The organism is Nostoc sp. DedSLP04, assembly GCF_034530775.1.
In the GTDB taxonomy this organism is placed as follows: Bacteria; Cyanobacteriota; Cyanobacteriia; order Cyanobacteriales; family Nostocaceae; genus Nostoc.
Map to the genome: position 1 here is coordinate 53,478 of NZ_JAVRCL010000031.1, position 13,028 is coordinate 66,505.

A 13,028-nucleotide genomic window follows, 5' to 3' on the forward strand; every position below is an offset into this window, starting at 1 on the left:
TCAATCATGTTTAACCAAGTTGATGAATACAATAGTCAGCTATTTGAACAATGTCCTGTTGGGCTAGCACTATGCCGAACAGATGGGACGTTAATTAGCATCAATTTTGCCTATGCTGCTATTTTGGGGCGTACTGTTCCAGAAACTCTGAATCTGACCTACTGGCAGATTACCCCAGAAAAATATGCTGCTACAGAGCAATCTTGCCTAGAAGATTTGGAACGAACTGGTCGCTATGGACCTTATGAGAAGGAGTACATCCACAAAAACGGGCATCTGGTTCCGGTGAGGATTTCTGGGCAGATGATTGAGAAAGATGGAGAGCAACTGATCTGGTGTAGTGTAGAGAATATTAGCGACCTTCGACGCATTCAGCAGGAACGCCAAGATACCGAACAAATACTGAAACAGAGTGAAGCCCGATACCGTTCTTTGGTAACAGCTAATACACAAATTGTCTGGATAAGCACACCAGAGGGAATTTGCTTTGAACTGGCAAGCTGGATAGCCTATACAGGCCAAAGTCTAGCTGAAGCGGAAAATGGGGGCTGGATTGATGCCGTTCATCCCGACGATCGCGCCTATACCGGAGAAGTCTGGAGTGCTGCCGTGGCAAACCTGAGTATGTATCAAATTGAATACCGAATTCGTGGCAAGGATGGCAACTATCGCTACTTTTGGGTCTGGGGTGCGCCCGTTATAGAAGAAGATGGCAGCGTCCGGGAGTGGATTGGCACCTGCACCGATATTCACGATCGCAAACTAGCAGAAACCGAAAATCAGTATCTGGAAAAACGTTATCGCTCTCTGGTGACAGCTACTTCCCAAATGGTTTGGATTACCACTCCTGAAGGAATGCAAAAGGCAGATATGTCGAACTGGAGAGCCTATACAGGTCAGAGTGTAGCCGAAGCCGATGGTTGGGGCTGGATTGATGCCGTTCATCCAGATGACCGCCTCCACACTGCCGAAGTTTGGAGTGCCGCTGTGAACAATCGCAGCCTATATGAAGTTGAATATCGGGTTCGTGCCAAAGATGGCACTTATCGCTACTTTTGGGTCTGTGGTGTTCCTCTCTTAGAGGAAGACGGTAGCATCCGGGAGTGGGTAGGTACTTGTACTGATATTCACGATCGCAGGCTAGCAGAACAAACTCTGCAACAGAGCGAAGAACGGTTTCGCTCTTTGGTGACTGCCAGTTCGCAAATTGTCTGGGTGACTACCCCTGAAGGAAAGGCGGTGAGCAGTGAAATGTCTACTTGGTTAGCGTACACAGGTCAGAGTGCAGATGAAATCCAGGGTTTGGGCTGGCTCGATCCGATTTACCCCGATGACCGTACCTGCACCGCCCTAGCCTGGAGTGCTGCTGTGGCAAATCAGAGTCTCTTTCAAACCGAATATCGGCTGCGTGGTAAGGATGGCACACACCGCTACTTCTTTGTCTGTGGCACCCCCATCCTAGAAGCTGATGGCAGCGTCCGAGAATGGATTGGCACCTGCACCGATATCCACGATCGCAAACAGGCAGAAGCCGAAAATCAGCGTCTTCAAGAACGATATCGCTCTTTAGTAACTGCTACTTCACAGATTGTCTGGGGAGCTACCCCAGAAGGACTGGGAATCAGCAAGGAAATGCTCACCTGGATTGAGTATACGGGGCAGAGTGAAGCTGAAGTTGAAGGTTGGGGCTGGCTCGATCCGATTCACCCAGATGACCGTGCCAGTTCTACAAAAGTTTGGAATGCTGCTGTGGCAAACCGAGGTATCTACCAAACTGAATATCGGCTGCGTGGCAAAGATGGCACATACCGCTACTTCTCTGTCTGTGGTGCTCCCGTACTAGAAGAAGACGGCAGCATTCGGGAATGGATTGGCGCTTGCAGCGATATTCACGATCGCAAGCTGGCAGAAGCTGAAAATCAACGTTTATTGGATATGTTGAATCATTCCAGCGATGCCATCATTGTCCGCGACATGAGCGACAAAATCTCTTACTGGAATCAGGGTGCCGAAAGGCTCTACGGTTGGACGCGTGAGGAAGTGAAAGACCAATACATTCACGCATTTCTGAAATCAACCTTTCCAAAACTTTTAGAAGAAATTCGATCGGAGTTTCTCCGGCAGGGCACTTGGGAAGGAGAACTGGAACACATCACATACGATGGCAAACCCATCGCCGTTCAAAGCCGTTGGACTTTGCAACGAGATTTATCCGGTCAACCCTGCGCCATGCTAGAAATCAATACCGATATTTCTGTTCGCAAACAAGCAGAAATCGCTCTGCGGCAACTGAATCAAGAACTGGAAGCTAGAGTTGTTGAGCGGACAGCTGCCCTGCAAAATACCCTAGCAGAAGCGCAGGGGTTAAATGCCATTTTAGATAATTTAGCAGATGGTTTGTTAGTGGCAGACACCACCGGACAAATCACCCACTTCAATCCTGCCTTTCTAGCTATGTATGAATTGACAGCTAACGCCGTCAACGGTCACTACCGAGAATTACCCATATCTGGTTTAGCAGAACTGGTTGCACGAACTCAATCGCATCCCGGTGAGGTGTTATCTGCCGAAGTTGCACTGACCAAAGAACGCATTGGTCAGGCAGTGGCAACCGCCATTTTCAAAAAGACGGTAAATTCAGAACCCGCTGCCTGCTTCGGTTCGGCGCTGCTAATTCGGGATGTGACGGCAGAAAAGGAAATCGACCAGATGAAGACCGATTTCATCTCAACGGTTTCCCACGAGCTGCGGACGCCACTGACTTCTGTCCTCGGTTTTGCCTCCATCATTCAAGAAAAGCTGGAAACCGATGTGTTCCCAATGATTTCTACCGAAGACCGCAAGCTTCAGAAAACGATTAAGCGGGTGGCTGACAATCTCAACATTATTGTGTCGGAAGCAGAACGGCTCACGTCTTTGATTAACGATGTCCTAGACATTGCCAAGATGGAAGCAGGTAAGGTGGAATGGCAAATGCAGCCGATCGATCCCAGCGAATTACTGGATTGGGCAACCAATTCTACTGCCGGGTTGTTTGAAACCAACGGCTTACAATTGGTCAGCGAAATTGAACCTGGGCTGCCTCAGATAGTAGGCGATCGCAATCGTCTACTGCAAGTTTTAATCAATCTGATTTCTAATGCCGTTAAATTTACCGAATCTGGTTGTGTCACCTGCCGCGTTAAGCAAGGAGACGACGGTGTTTGCATTAGCGTCATCGACACAGGCATTGGGATTGCACCTGAAGACCAGCCGAAAGTGTTCGAGAAATTCCGCCAAGTTGGTGACACCCTCACCGACAAACCCAAAGGGACTGGGTTAGGACTGCCCATCTGTAAACAAATTGTCGATCATCACGGCGGTAGAATCTGGGTTGAGAGTGAACCAGGTAAAGGCAGCATATTCTCATTCATCATTCCCACCTACGCCTGCGATCGACAAACCACTGCTAATCTGAATTTGGATATGCTTGTCAAACAACTCAAAGAACACGTCATCACTAAAAGCGCTGTGTTGAACCAAAACCGTAAAACCATTTTGGTTGTAGATGATGACGCTAACATTCGAGAACTCCTGCGTCAACAATTGGAAAACGAAGGCTACAACGTTCGAGAAGGAAAAGACGGCATGGATGCAATTCATCAAATCAAAATATCCCGTCCCGATTTAATTCTTTTGGATGTGATGATGCCCCAAATCAACGGCTTCGATGTGGCAGCAGTTCTCAAAAACGATCCCCAGACCGCAGACATTCCGATCATCATTCTGTCAATTATTGAAAACAAGGAACGAGGCTATCATATTGGCATCGATCGCTATCTCACCAAGCCGATTGACACAGAAAAACTCCTCAGCGAAATTGGCTCACTGCTTTACCAAGGCACTTCTAATAAAAAGGTATTGGTTGTAGATAAAAATGCATCAGCCTTAAAAACCCTATCAGATGTACTGCAAACTCAAGGATACAGCGTGATTGAAGCCTCCGATCCGCAAGAATGCATTTATAAAGCCTTGTCAGCCAAACCTGACATGATCATCATCGATTCTATCTTCTCTCAAGAAGCCGATTTGGTGAAAACTCTACGGTTTGAGAAGGAGTTGGAAAATGTATTTTTTATTATGTTGTCTGAACAGTAATTGCTAGGGATTGGAGACTGGGGAATGGTAAAGAATTATTCTAATCCCCAATCTTGAATTCCCAATGCCCAATCCCCACTTCCCAATCCTCAATCACCAATCCCCATGACCCAGAAAATTCTAATTGTTGACGATGAACCCAATATCTTAATTTTGATGGAACAAGCCTTAGAAGCATTAGAAGATGAGGGTGTTGAGCTTCTAACTGCTAGAAATGGAGAAGAAGCTCTCGAAACAATCAAAACTGAAAAACCAAACCTGGTTTTTCTTGACGTGATGATGCCAAAAATGAATGGTCTACAAGTCTGCCATATTGTAAAACACGACCTACAAATGACTGATATCTACATTATAATTTTGACAGCGAAGGGACAGGAATTTGATAAACAAAAAGGAATTGAGGTTGGTGCAGACTTATATCTAACTAAACCATTCCGTCCCAAAGAAGTTCTTGAAAAATCAATGCAGGTGTTGGGCTTGTAAGGAAATTATTGAATAATTTTGCCTGCGATCGCAGTACTTGGAAAAATCGGCACAAATGCACAAATATGGTTACGTTTCCTTAATGGATCAACGGTTAACAGTACTCACTCGAAGGGGCGATCAAGTGGCTACAAAGCAGACTGGATAATAGTCATAGCACGTATACCCTTCTGAGAATAGGGTAGTTTACTGGGCTTGATACGCATCAAATCATGAGCTAAATCAGCCCAAAACTCCATTGCACCTACCCATAACTACTCATACCAACCGATCCAAAAGACACTATGTGTCTTTCATTTTGTCTATGTGCGTGCATTTTTCTTTTAATCCACGAATAATTGATTTTTATCTAGACATCATAAACATGAGACAACACGAACTCCTTTTTTACGCATAGTTTCTTTGAGATCCTGATAGAGAGTATCATCACTAACTAGCAAACCATGTTTAGTTTTCGTGTTTACAATTGCATATCTTGGTTCTTTTTCTGAAGGTGAAGCATTGAATTTTAAGAGTGCCCAATCAGAGTCCTCCCAGAGATATGAAAATTCTTCTAAGTTTGTGTTCATATCAATACCTCTTTTTTTAAACCTAAATCTTACTTAGCGAAGAAAGGTTTTTAGCTTAATTATGGGTAGTTTTCATTACCACTCTTGTATCTTATACGTATCTACGAGCTAAATTTTAGCAAATAAAATACTACTAATAGTCGATCGATTTAACGTAACTATAGAAGCAGAGTGTTTGGGATAAGTCACCACTTTAGTAGCATAGAACATCGCCAACTCCCGTAGTCGGGAACTGGAACAGCTAGAAACCTAGAAGGCATTGAACCTAGTTTTAAGGTTTCAGACAATCTTTATTGGTTCCAAAACCCAAAAAATTGGTCTGATCTGAAAAGCCTACCCATAAGTGGCTCCCCTGCATGTGCAATCAGAAGGTAATTCTGGGAAAGCTTAATTTGTGAGAGCGGGAGGCTTTTGCCAGAAGGAACTAGAATTAGGAAACACCTAGCTGGGTTCTTCTGACTTTTGAAATTAGGAGTGCATGTGTGCCAAAATCCCCTAAATATTTGCTGATTGGATCGACCGAGAATTACAGCGGTAAATCTGCAACTGTTCTGGGTTTGTCTCATCAGCTACAGCAAAAAGGTCTGGATATTAGCTACGGTAAACCACTCGGTACGTCTTTCAATTCGTCTGGTGGAACCGTAATTGAGGAAGATGTCCAGTTCATCGCTCTTAGCCTCAATTTGCCGGAAAACCGCGTTGCACCTACAATGCTGGCTTTGGATGAACCAAATGTGCAAAAGCGCTTGCGGGGGGAAGACAAAACCGATTATCAGCAGTCCCTAATACAGCAATATTTACATAAGTCTCAAGGAGATTTAGTGTTACTGGAGGGGCCTGGTAATTTGTCCGAAGGCAATTTGTTTGACTTGTCTTTGCTGCAAATGGCTGAAATATTGGATGCTGGTGTGCTGTTAGTAGCCCGCTATAAATCGTTGCTTTCGGTTGAGGCGCTATTGGCTGCTAAAAGGCGTGTGGGCGATCGCTTGATTGGAGTTGCGATCAATGATATCCCTGTCACCCAACTAGAAGCGGTTGAAACTCTCATAGTACCATTTTTGGAACAGCAGGGTATTCCAGTGCTAGCAATGCTGCCAAACAGCGATTTGCTTCGCAGTGTGAGTGTTGGCGAACTAGTCAAGCAGTTAAAGGCTGACGTTCTCTGTCGCAACGATCGCATGGATTTGTTGGTAGAAAGTCTGGCAATTGGAGCAATGAATGTCAATTCAGCTGTAAAATATTTCCGCAAACGCCGGAATATGGCAGTGGTGACAGGAGGCGATCGGGTGGAAATTCAGCAAGCGGCTTTAGAAACTTCTACCCAATGTTTAATTCTCACCGGGCAACTACCACCCCCACCGTTCATTCTCAGTCGCGCTGAAGAACTAGAAATCCCCATTTTGTCTGTTGACTTAGATACCCTCACTACTGTAGGAATTGTCGATCGCACTTTTGGTCAAGTCCGCGTCCACGAGCCGATTAAGGTTCAGTATATTCGCCAGTTGATGTCCCAGCATTTTGACATTGACCGCTTGTTATCCAAACTAGGTTTAACTCCCGCAGCGGCATTGTCTTAGATTCATCAACTTAAACTATTAAGAGCATCAATGCTCAGTTATTAGTTTAGAGGCTGTATTGCTGGTGAGGGTACAGCAGGTTCGCCGTCACCTCCCAGGCGGCGGCGTGCTGTTTCCTTCCGCCCCATTGCTGGGACGTGCTTAGTTGCAGCAGCTAATCCAAAGACAGGCATATTCCCGTAAACCGCCTCATATCTTCCCGGTTCTATTAAATAAGTTTCGTGCCAAATACCAACACTGCCATCAGCACCAATGGCTTGATTAAACCTTTGCCAAGCTTTTAGATGTGCATCAGCTGGATTTCTGGCAAAACGCTCCAAATCCTCGAACGATCGCCAATACTGAATCAGTCCCACTCCTCGCCAGTAAACAAAAGTTTCTCCACCTAAAAACCCTTTTTCGGGATTCTGGTAAAGGCTTCGTAACATGGGCGACATTGCTGTTGCAGTCGGAATCCATTTGGAAAAAGCGAATAATTTATTAATTCGCATCCCAATCAGAAATACAACAAAGGGTTCATCAATTTGGGCTGTAAATCGTCCCGGTATGACTTGAGGCATATACCACTCCTTGTTCTTAAGTTAATATGCAACTAATTGCATATTAATCATATTATGCAATTAGTTGCATAAGTCAAGTAGTAAATTCAAAATTATGGCATTAGCCCACGCAATATTAGCGGCTCTGGTTGACGCACCCTGTAGTGGGTATGATTTAGCAAAAAGATTCGATGGCTCGGTAGGCTTTTTCTGGTCAGCAAGTCACCAGCAAATTTATCGGGAGTTGTCGAAGCTAGAAGAGCGAGAATGGATTAGTTCCGAGTCGATTCTTCAAGCAGGACGGCCAGATAAAAGACTCTACAACGTTACAGACTTGGGAGAACAGCATCTCAAAGAGTGGATTGCTCAATCTTGTGAACCCACACCGATTAAAGATGATTTACTAGTTAAAATTTTTGCTGGTCATATTGTTCCTAAGCAAATTATCTTGGCAGAGCTAGAACATCACCAACAAGCCCATATAAAAAAATTGTCTACGTACAAGAATTTAGAACAGCGTTACTTTCAGAATCCGCAAGAACTGCCAGAAACAGCCAAATTTCAGTATTTTACTCTCCTAAATGGCATTAGTTACGAAACACATTGGCTAGCCTGGTGTAACCAAGTAATGGAGTTACTGAAGCAAACAACCGAAAATTAGTAGCAATGTTTAACTCAAGTTTTCCTCGCATCTACACGCTGTTTGGTAAAATATCTGGGTCGTTTAATCTGATTATCCCCATCTTTGAGCCAATCAACAGACCTTATTAACCTCGATACATTAGCGCAAGAACTGGCGACAATCCAGCAAACGGGTTCTAAAAGAATTGCCTTGCTCGGTTCTCGTCATGTCCCGATTACGCATCAGAATCTTATTGAAATGATGACTTATGCCCTAGTTTTATCGGGTAATCGAATCATTACTTCTGGTGCTACAGGTACAAATTCAGCTGCCATCAAGGGAGCAACACGGGCTGATGCAAATTTGTTGACGGTGATTCTACCCCAAAGCCTGGAACGCCAGCCTTTGGAATCACGCCAGCAACTAGAACAGGTAATGCATCTAGTCGAAAATCCCAGTAATGATAATTTGTCTCTTGCTGAAGCTAGTTACTTATGCAACAAGGAAATTGTTTCTCGTTGCCAGCAACTTATCTGCTTTGCGTTTCATGACAGTCGCACCCTGTTGCAAACCTGTCAAGATGCAGAAGAACAAAGAAAAGTGGTGACGCTTTTTTACTTTGATTAGTCATTTGTCATTCGTCTATTGTCATTTGTCCTTTGTATTTGACTAATGACCGATGACTGATGACTGATGACTAATAACCAACGACTAATAAGTAATGATAATTTTTTTGTACTCGATCGCTGCTGCTGCATTTCTCATTTATGTGCCATTTTTGCTAGTAGCTTATGCCCGTGCGCGTATTGGTTATGAAATGTTTTCTACTCCTCGCGCCATGTTTGATAAATTGCCACCTTATGCCCAACGGGCTACTTGGGCACATCAGAACACCTTTGAAGCCTTTATGATATTTTCCGCAGCCGCATTGATGGCTTATGTAACTGGTGTAAATTCTTTTACAGCCCAAGTAGCGGCGATCGCTTTTGTGGTGGCTCGTTTCCTATACTCGATTTTTTATATTTTGAATATACCCCTTTTGCGATCGCTCATGTTTGCTATTGGCATACTTGGCTGTGCCACTCTCTTTTTCTTGAGTATCGTCCAAGCTACTAGTTAATTGGGGCATGGAAACTGGGGACTGGGGAAGAGTTTTCCCAATCCAAAATCGTTCGACTGAGCGAAGTCGAAGTCCAAAATCTAAAATCCAAAATGTTTTATGGCTTCTACTTTTTCTTTTGACATTGTGAGCGACTTTGACCGACAAGAGTTGGTTAACGCTGTCGATCAAGTTATCCGAGACATCAAAGGTCGTTACGACCTCAAAGACACTGAAACTACTGTCGAGTTAGTTGAAGAAAGCATTAACGTTAGTACTGACAGCGAGTTTACCTTAGATTCTGTACACACCATTCTCCGAGAAAAAGCTGCCAAGCGTAACCTCTCCCAAAAAATCTTTGATTTTGGCAAGGTTGAATCAGCCAGTGGTAATCGCGTGCGTCAAGAAATTAAACTCAAAAAAGGCATCAGTCAGGAAATCGCCAAACAAATTTCCAAATTGATTCGCGACGAATTCAAAAAGGTACAAGCCTCAATCCAAGGGGATGCTGTGCGGGTTTCTGCTAAATCTAAAGATGACTTACAAGTAGTCATGCAGCGACTAAAACAAGAAGACTACCCAGTTGCTTTACAATTTACAAATTATCGTTAAAAGATTCGTAATTCGTAATTCGTAGTTAAAAATTCAATTACGAATTACGAATTACGAATTACGAATTATTTTAAGTCCGTCCGCCAATACTTCTTTGAAATGCCGGACGCTCAGATAACTGCTTCATATAGTTCAACACCGCTGGATAGGGGCTGAGGTCTAGCTTTAGTATCATGGGAATGTAATTCAAAATAGACCCCACTGCTACATCAGCGACAGTGAAATCATTGCCAAGTAAAAAAGGTTGCTTACTGAAAATTTCATTTAAGGGAGTCAACAAGCGGGGCATTTCCCGCTCCCGATTTGCTTCTCCAAAAATCCCTGGGCCAAGGGTAGCATTGGCAAACAACACCCATTGGGAAAATACAGCACGTTGCTCTGGAGAAAGTGGAGTTTTACTGTGCTTATCGGCAAGATATAGCAAAATTGCCCCAGATTCCCAAAGCTGAAAATCTCCATCAACAATTGCTGGGACTTTACCAAATGGGTTGATTGCTAAATATGCAGGCTGGAGGTGTTCACCCGCCTGCATATCAAGCTTAACGAATTCGTAGAGAATTCCTAATTCCTCTAAATACCAGTGGACAATTGACGCTCGACTACGAGCGCCACCGTAAAGTTTTAGCATAATGACTTAAAGCACTTTATGAGTGTGAGAATGCTGTTTAATATTGTCTTCTTTGGTGACAACTCTGGCGGCATTTAAAACCCGTTTCCGCTCAATTGAATATTTAAATTCAGTGTAGTTTGTACCCAAGGGAATCAGAGATTTTGCAGATTCACGACGCTTATAGGTACGAGCTGCTGCAAATACCCGTGGTACAAATTCTTCTCCAAACTGAGCCGACTCTGGAAAGCCATCTGGTAACAGTGGTGAATCGCCATCCAGTACAGATCCCAAAGTTGTGGCATGAGCCAGCTTATAAGAGGTAGGAATGCCCTTTAAAAGCGCTTCCAAAGCCGCAGAGGGAATCGGTTCTATAACTTCAATTTGATAAACTTCTCCATCTTCTTTGACGAAGCAGGTTGCCAAGCCGATTGCAATGTAATCATCGGTTGCTAAATCAGGGGCATTGGGATAGGAAATTGCAGTTGTCATCGGGAAATTTCTCAAAATTTAAAAATTGAATTTAGGGAATGGGGCATTGGGCATTGGGCATTGGGCATGGGGCATGGGGCATGGGGCATTGGGGATTATTATTTCCCTTGTCTCTCTCATCTCCCTGATTTTCCTTGCCACCAGTCCCCGTCTCCTCTGTTCTCATCTCTAAATGAATGGCTTGTTGGCATTCTACCAATTTGCTGCTCTCACTACTTGACTAGTCTTTAAGATTAACGTCTGCTATTTCTGGAATTCATCTTCGGGATCGAGTATCTATGAATAGCTTTGAGGAGCAATTGTTTATTTAAGGGGTAGATTTCTACTGGTGTGAGTAGTTTAAATCTCAGTCTTCAGATGGCTTCAAGTAACCATAAGTACCTTGAAAATAAAGATAGTGGTAAAACCACCAGCCTTAAAAAATTAGATTTTTATTTAAAAAAGCAGGGATTTCAAGCAGGGAAAGATGAATATTTACTCATTTTTAGCTGACGATGACCAGCGAAGTAACCAATACAAGTATGTTCTAAATACTACAAGCAAACTTCAAGAGCGGAGGAAAAGCGATCGCAGCGAATCTATTTTTGGGGATAGCGACTTGCGCTCTTGTGCTTTGAGGTTGGCTCAACAAGGAGATTATACCCAAGCGATCGCACTTTTAAGCCAACTAATTTTCCGCCATCCCGACAATGCCGTTGATTACAACAACCGAGGGTTAATTTATTTCCAAAGTGGTGAAAGGGAAAAAGCGCTTTCCGATTATAATACCGCCCTTAAACTTAATCCTTATTTGGCTAGTGCTTATAATAACCGCGCAAATTACTACGCAGCTTGTGGAGAATTAGCAGTAGCTATTGCCGACTACGATCGAGCGATTGATTTGAAACCTCACCATGTTCGGGCGTGGATTAATCGAGGCATTACCTGGCGCGATTTGGGGCAATACGAGGTGGCAATTGAGAATTTTGAGCTAGCACTGCTTTTAGGTCAACTAGAAGGTCATATCTGGGCTGAACGCGGCAGGACTTACCATCTTTGGGGCGACTGGAATTGTGCGATCGCTGATTATCGTCGCGCCCTCACTCAACTACCCTCTCTCGACAATGATAAGGATATTACTGGTTGTCGCTTGCGTTTACAACTCGAAAATTGGTTAGACGAGTTACTATCTCAATCAGCGTCCTAATTGGTAGATTAGTTCTTCTGGGGGATTTAAAATTCAAAATAATTGATTAATTTTGAACTAGAGTTTAGTGACGCTGTATCGCTAATAACTAATAGATGATAACTATATAGCTATTCAAAAATTAGCTATTAACCATTATTTATTAGCAATAATATAAATTAACACCCGGTTTAGACGTAGCCTAAATCACAATAAACCTAAATAATCCCAAATTCGCCATTTGTCTTAGGGTGACGAGTCTGTTTGCTCATCTTCTCGGCGATCTTGATTCATCAACACGATCTGACGCTGGCTGGGATCGAATCGGTATCCTTGTCTTTGTCTGATAATTTTAGCTTCTTGGGGATCAAAGTTACGGCTAAATTCCGCCTGTAAACCATTGACGTGTCCTTCCATCAGCTTGACTTCAGTACTCATTTCTCGCAATTTTTCTTGCTGCAACCAATGATAAGGCAAGAGTTGTGTTAAAGCAGATGCTGCAACGGCTGTAATCACAAGATTGACCGCTATTTTGGCTGTGCTTTCTAGTGCCATCACCTTGTAAGAACGTTGACGAAGATGCCGCTTTGGTCGAGAAATGACCCGGCGTTTTTGTATAGGTTGTAACGGGGGTCTGGAGGGTTGAATCGCGTTCATGATGCTAAAAGATAACCTCGCTTAGTGAAGGGAAGTACTATCAAGAGTGCTGAGTTATGAGTTATGAGTGCTTAGTGAGATTTCCAACTCAGCACTCAGCACTTAGCACTCAGATGCCAGCACTCCTGAATGCTTGATTTAGCTGTCATATTACTTCATTTTTTTGAAATAGCTACAAGTGTCGCACTAGTTAAAAAATAACCTGGCTTACGTAAGTGCAAGGTTTCTAGGTACTTGTGACATAAAGCCATAAAGTCTGGAAATTGCACCCCGTACTGCCAGGATTATTAGCTTTTTAACTGTGTCACATCGGAGCGTTATTTGTAAAGTTCTGTGGCTAATCGCCAAGCCAGAACTCCTGGGATCAAGGCTACAACTAGAGCGATGTAGACTTGAGTATCTGAGATGGAAGACACTTGAGCGATGTACAGAGTATCTAAGATAGGCATGGCTGAAAACCTCCTAACCT

General features: G+C 43.6%; 15 protein-coding genes. 8 read left to right on the forward strand and 7 right to left on the reverse strand.

The annotated features are described in order from the left end of the window. Positions 1–6 precede the first annotated feature (6 nt). Together RMX89_RS18720 and RMX89_RS18725 are read left to right on the forward strand one after the other, a co-directional pair. Positions 7–4,137, forward strand: coding sequence for a PAS domain S-box protein (locus RMX89_RS18720; RefSeq protein WP_322689987.1), 4,131 nt, complete (start codon positions 7–9; stop codon positions 4,135–4,137). A gap of 105 nt (positions 4,138–4,242) precedes the next feature. Beyond that, the gene (locus tag RMX89_RS18725; protein WP_292814899.1) at positions 4,243–4,620 is read left to right on the forward strand and encodes a response regulator transcription factor; all 378 of its coding nucleotides are present in this window, start codon (positions 4,243–4,245) and stop codon (positions 4,618–4,620) included. 356 nt (positions 4,621–4,976) lie between these two features. Here RMX89_RS18725 and RMX89_RS18730 read toward each other — a convergent pair whose 3' ends face one another. Next, on the reverse strand, positions 4,977–5,189 hold the full coding sequence (locus RMX89_RS18730) for a hypothetical protein (protein WP_322674355.1): 213 nt from the start codon (positions 5,187–5,189) through the stop codon (positions 4,977–4,979). Between the two features lie 482 nt (positions 5,190–5,671). Between RMX89_RS18730 and RMX89_RS18735 the strand changes: the two genes are divergently transcribed. Next, on the forward strand, positions 5,672–6,766 hold the full coding sequence (locus RMX89_RS18735; RefSeq protein WP_322674354.1) for a phosphotransacetylase family protein: 1,095 nt from the start codon (positions 5,672–5,674) through the stop codon (positions 6,764–6,766). A gap of 41 nt (positions 6,767–6,807) precedes the next feature. Here RMX89_RS18735 and RMX89_RS18740 read toward each other — a convergent pair whose 3' ends face one another. Next, the gene (locus tag RMX89_RS18740; RefSeq protein ID WP_322689988.1) at positions 6,808–7,326 is read right to left on the reverse strand and encodes a DUF4188 domain-containing protein; all 519 of its coding nucleotides are present in this window, start codon (positions 7,324–7,326) and stop codon (positions 6,808–6,810) included. A 94-nt stretch (positions 7,327–7,420) separates the two neighbouring features. Here RMX89_RS18740 and RMX89_RS18745 point away from each other — a divergent pair, with 94 nt between their 5' ends. The 4 genes from RMX89_RS18745 to RMX89_RS18760 all read left to right on the forward strand — a co-directional run bounded on the left by RMX89_RS18745 (position 7,421) and on the right by RMX89_RS18760 (position 9,638). After that, entirely contained in the window at positions 7,421–7,966 is a 546-nt protein-coding gene (locus tag RMX89_RS18745) for a PadR family transcriptional regulator (protein WP_322689989.1), read from the forward strand. Between the two features lie 84 nt (positions 7,967–8,050). After that, positions 8,051–8,554, forward strand: coding sequence for a hypothetical protein (locus RMX89_RS18750; RefSeq protein ID WP_041565591.1), 504 nt, complete (start codon positions 8,051–8,053; stop codon positions 8,552–8,554). Between the two features lie 94 nt (positions 8,555–8,648). Further along, positions 8,649–9,047, forward strand: coding sequence for an MAPEG family protein (locus tag RMX89_RS18755; protein WP_322674352.1), 399 nt, complete (start codon positions 8,649–8,651; stop codon positions 9,045–9,047). Between the two features lie 99 nt (positions 9,048–9,146). Beyond that, the gene (locus RMX89_RS18760; protein ID WP_012411046.1) at positions 9,147–9,638 is read left to right on the forward strand and encodes a YajQ family cyclic di-GMP-binding protein; all 492 of its coding nucleotides are present in this window, start codon (positions 9,147–9,149) and stop codon (positions 9,636–9,638) included. A 70-nt stretch (positions 9,639–9,708) separates the two neighbouring features. Here the strand turns inward: RMX89_RS18760 and RMX89_RS18765 are convergent, their stop codons facing one another. From RMX89_RS18765 to RMX89_RS18775, 3 genes are read right to left on the reverse strand one after another with little or no spacing between them, the layout of a single operon-like run. After that, positions 9,709–10,266, reverse strand: a complete 558-nt coding sequence (locus tag RMX89_RS18765; protein ID WP_322689990.1) for a glutathione S-transferase family protein — start codon at positions 10,264–10,266, stop codon at positions 9,709–9,711. Positions 10,267–10,272: 6 nt separating this feature from the next. Continuing rightward, complete coding sequence (locus RMX89_RS18770; RefSeq protein WP_322674349.1) at positions 10,273–10,737, reverse strand: hypothetical protein; 465 nt, start codon at positions 10,735–10,737, stop codon at positions 10,273–10,275. Between the two features lie 31 nt (positions 10,738–10,768). Beyond that, positions 10,769–10,936, reverse strand: a complete 168-nt coding sequence (locus RMX89_RS18775; RefSeq protein ID WP_322689991.1) for a hypothetical protein — start codon at positions 10,934–10,936, stop codon at positions 10,769–10,771. Between the two features lie 267 nt (positions 10,937–11,203). Here RMX89_RS18775 and RMX89_RS18780 point away from each other — a divergent pair, with 267 nt between their 5' ends. Beyond that, a complete protein-coding gene (locus RMX89_RS18780; RefSeq protein ID WP_322689992.1) occupies positions 11,204–11,923 on the forward strand; it encodes a tetratricopeptide repeat protein in 720 nt (239 codons plus the stop codon). Between the two features lie 225 nt (positions 11,924–12,148). Here RMX89_RS18780 and RMX89_RS18785 read toward each other — a convergent pair whose 3' ends face one another. Beyond that, a complete protein-coding gene (locus RMX89_RS18785) occupies positions 12,149–12,559 on the reverse strand; it encodes a hypothetical protein (protein WP_322674346.1) in 411 nt (136 codons plus the stop codon). 317 nt (positions 12,560–12,876) lie between these two features. Next, positions 12,877–13,008 carry a photosystem I reaction center subunit XII gene (gene psaM / locus RMX89_RS18790; RefSeq protein WP_190912801.1) on the reverse strand — a complete coding sequence of 44 codons (132 nt, stop codon included), beginning with the start codon at positions 13,006–13,008 and terminating at the stop codon, positions 12,877–12,879. Positions 13,009–13,028 lie beyond the last annotated feature (20 nt).

What these genes read in the sequence shown, in the direction of transcription:
- RMX89_RS18725 (WP_292814899.1), top strand. Translation starts at nt 4,243, where the DNA reads ATGACCCAGAAAATTCTAATTGTTGACGATGAACCCAATATCTTAATT.
- psaM (WP_190912801.1), bottom strand. Translation starts at nt 13,008, where the DNA reads ATGCCTATCTTAGATACTCTGTACATCGCTCAAGTGTCTTCCATCTCA.
- RMX89_RS18720 (WP_322689987.1), top strand. Translation starts at nt 7, where the DNA reads ATGTTTAACCAAGTTGATGAATACAATAGTCAGCTATTTGAACAATGT.
- RMX89_RS18755 (WP_322674352.1), top strand. Translation starts at nt 8,649, where the DNA reads ATGATAATTTTTTTGTACTCGATCGCTGCTGCTGCATTTCTCATTTAT.
- RMX89_RS18770 (WP_322674349.1), bottom strand. Translation starts at nt 10,737, where the DNA reads ATGACAACTGCAATTTCCTATCCCAATGCCCCTGATTTAGCAACCGAT.
- RMX89_RS18780 (WP_322689992.1), top strand. Translation starts at nt 11,204, where the DNA reads ATGAATATTTACTCATTTTTAGCTGACGATGACCAGCGAAGTAACCAA.
- RMX89_RS18765 (WP_322689990.1), bottom strand. Translation starts at nt 10,266, where the DNA reads ATGCTAAAACTTTACGGTGGCGCTCGTAGTCGAGCGTCAATTGTCCAC.
- RMX89_RS18760 (WP_012411046.1), top strand. Translation starts at nt 9,147, where the DNA reads ATGGCTTCTACTTTTTCTTTTGACATTGTGAGCGACTTTGACCGACAA.
- RMX89_RS18745 (WP_322689989.1), top strand. Translation starts at nt 7,421, where the DNA reads ATGGCATTAGCCCACGCAATATTAGCGGCTCTGGTTGACGCACCCTGT.
- RMX89_RS18730 (WP_322674355.1), bottom strand. Translation starts at nt 5,189, where the DNA reads ATGAACACAAACTTAGAAGAATTTTCATATCTCTGGGAGGACTCTGAT.
- RMX89_RS18785 (WP_322674346.1), bottom strand. Translation starts at nt 12,559, where the DNA reads ATGAACGCGATTCAACCCTCCAGACCCCCGTTACAACCTATACAAAAA.
- RMX89_RS18740 (WP_322689988.1), bottom strand. Translation starts at nt 7,326, where the DNA reads ATGCCTCAAGTCATACCGGGACGATTTACAGCCCAAATTGATGAACCC.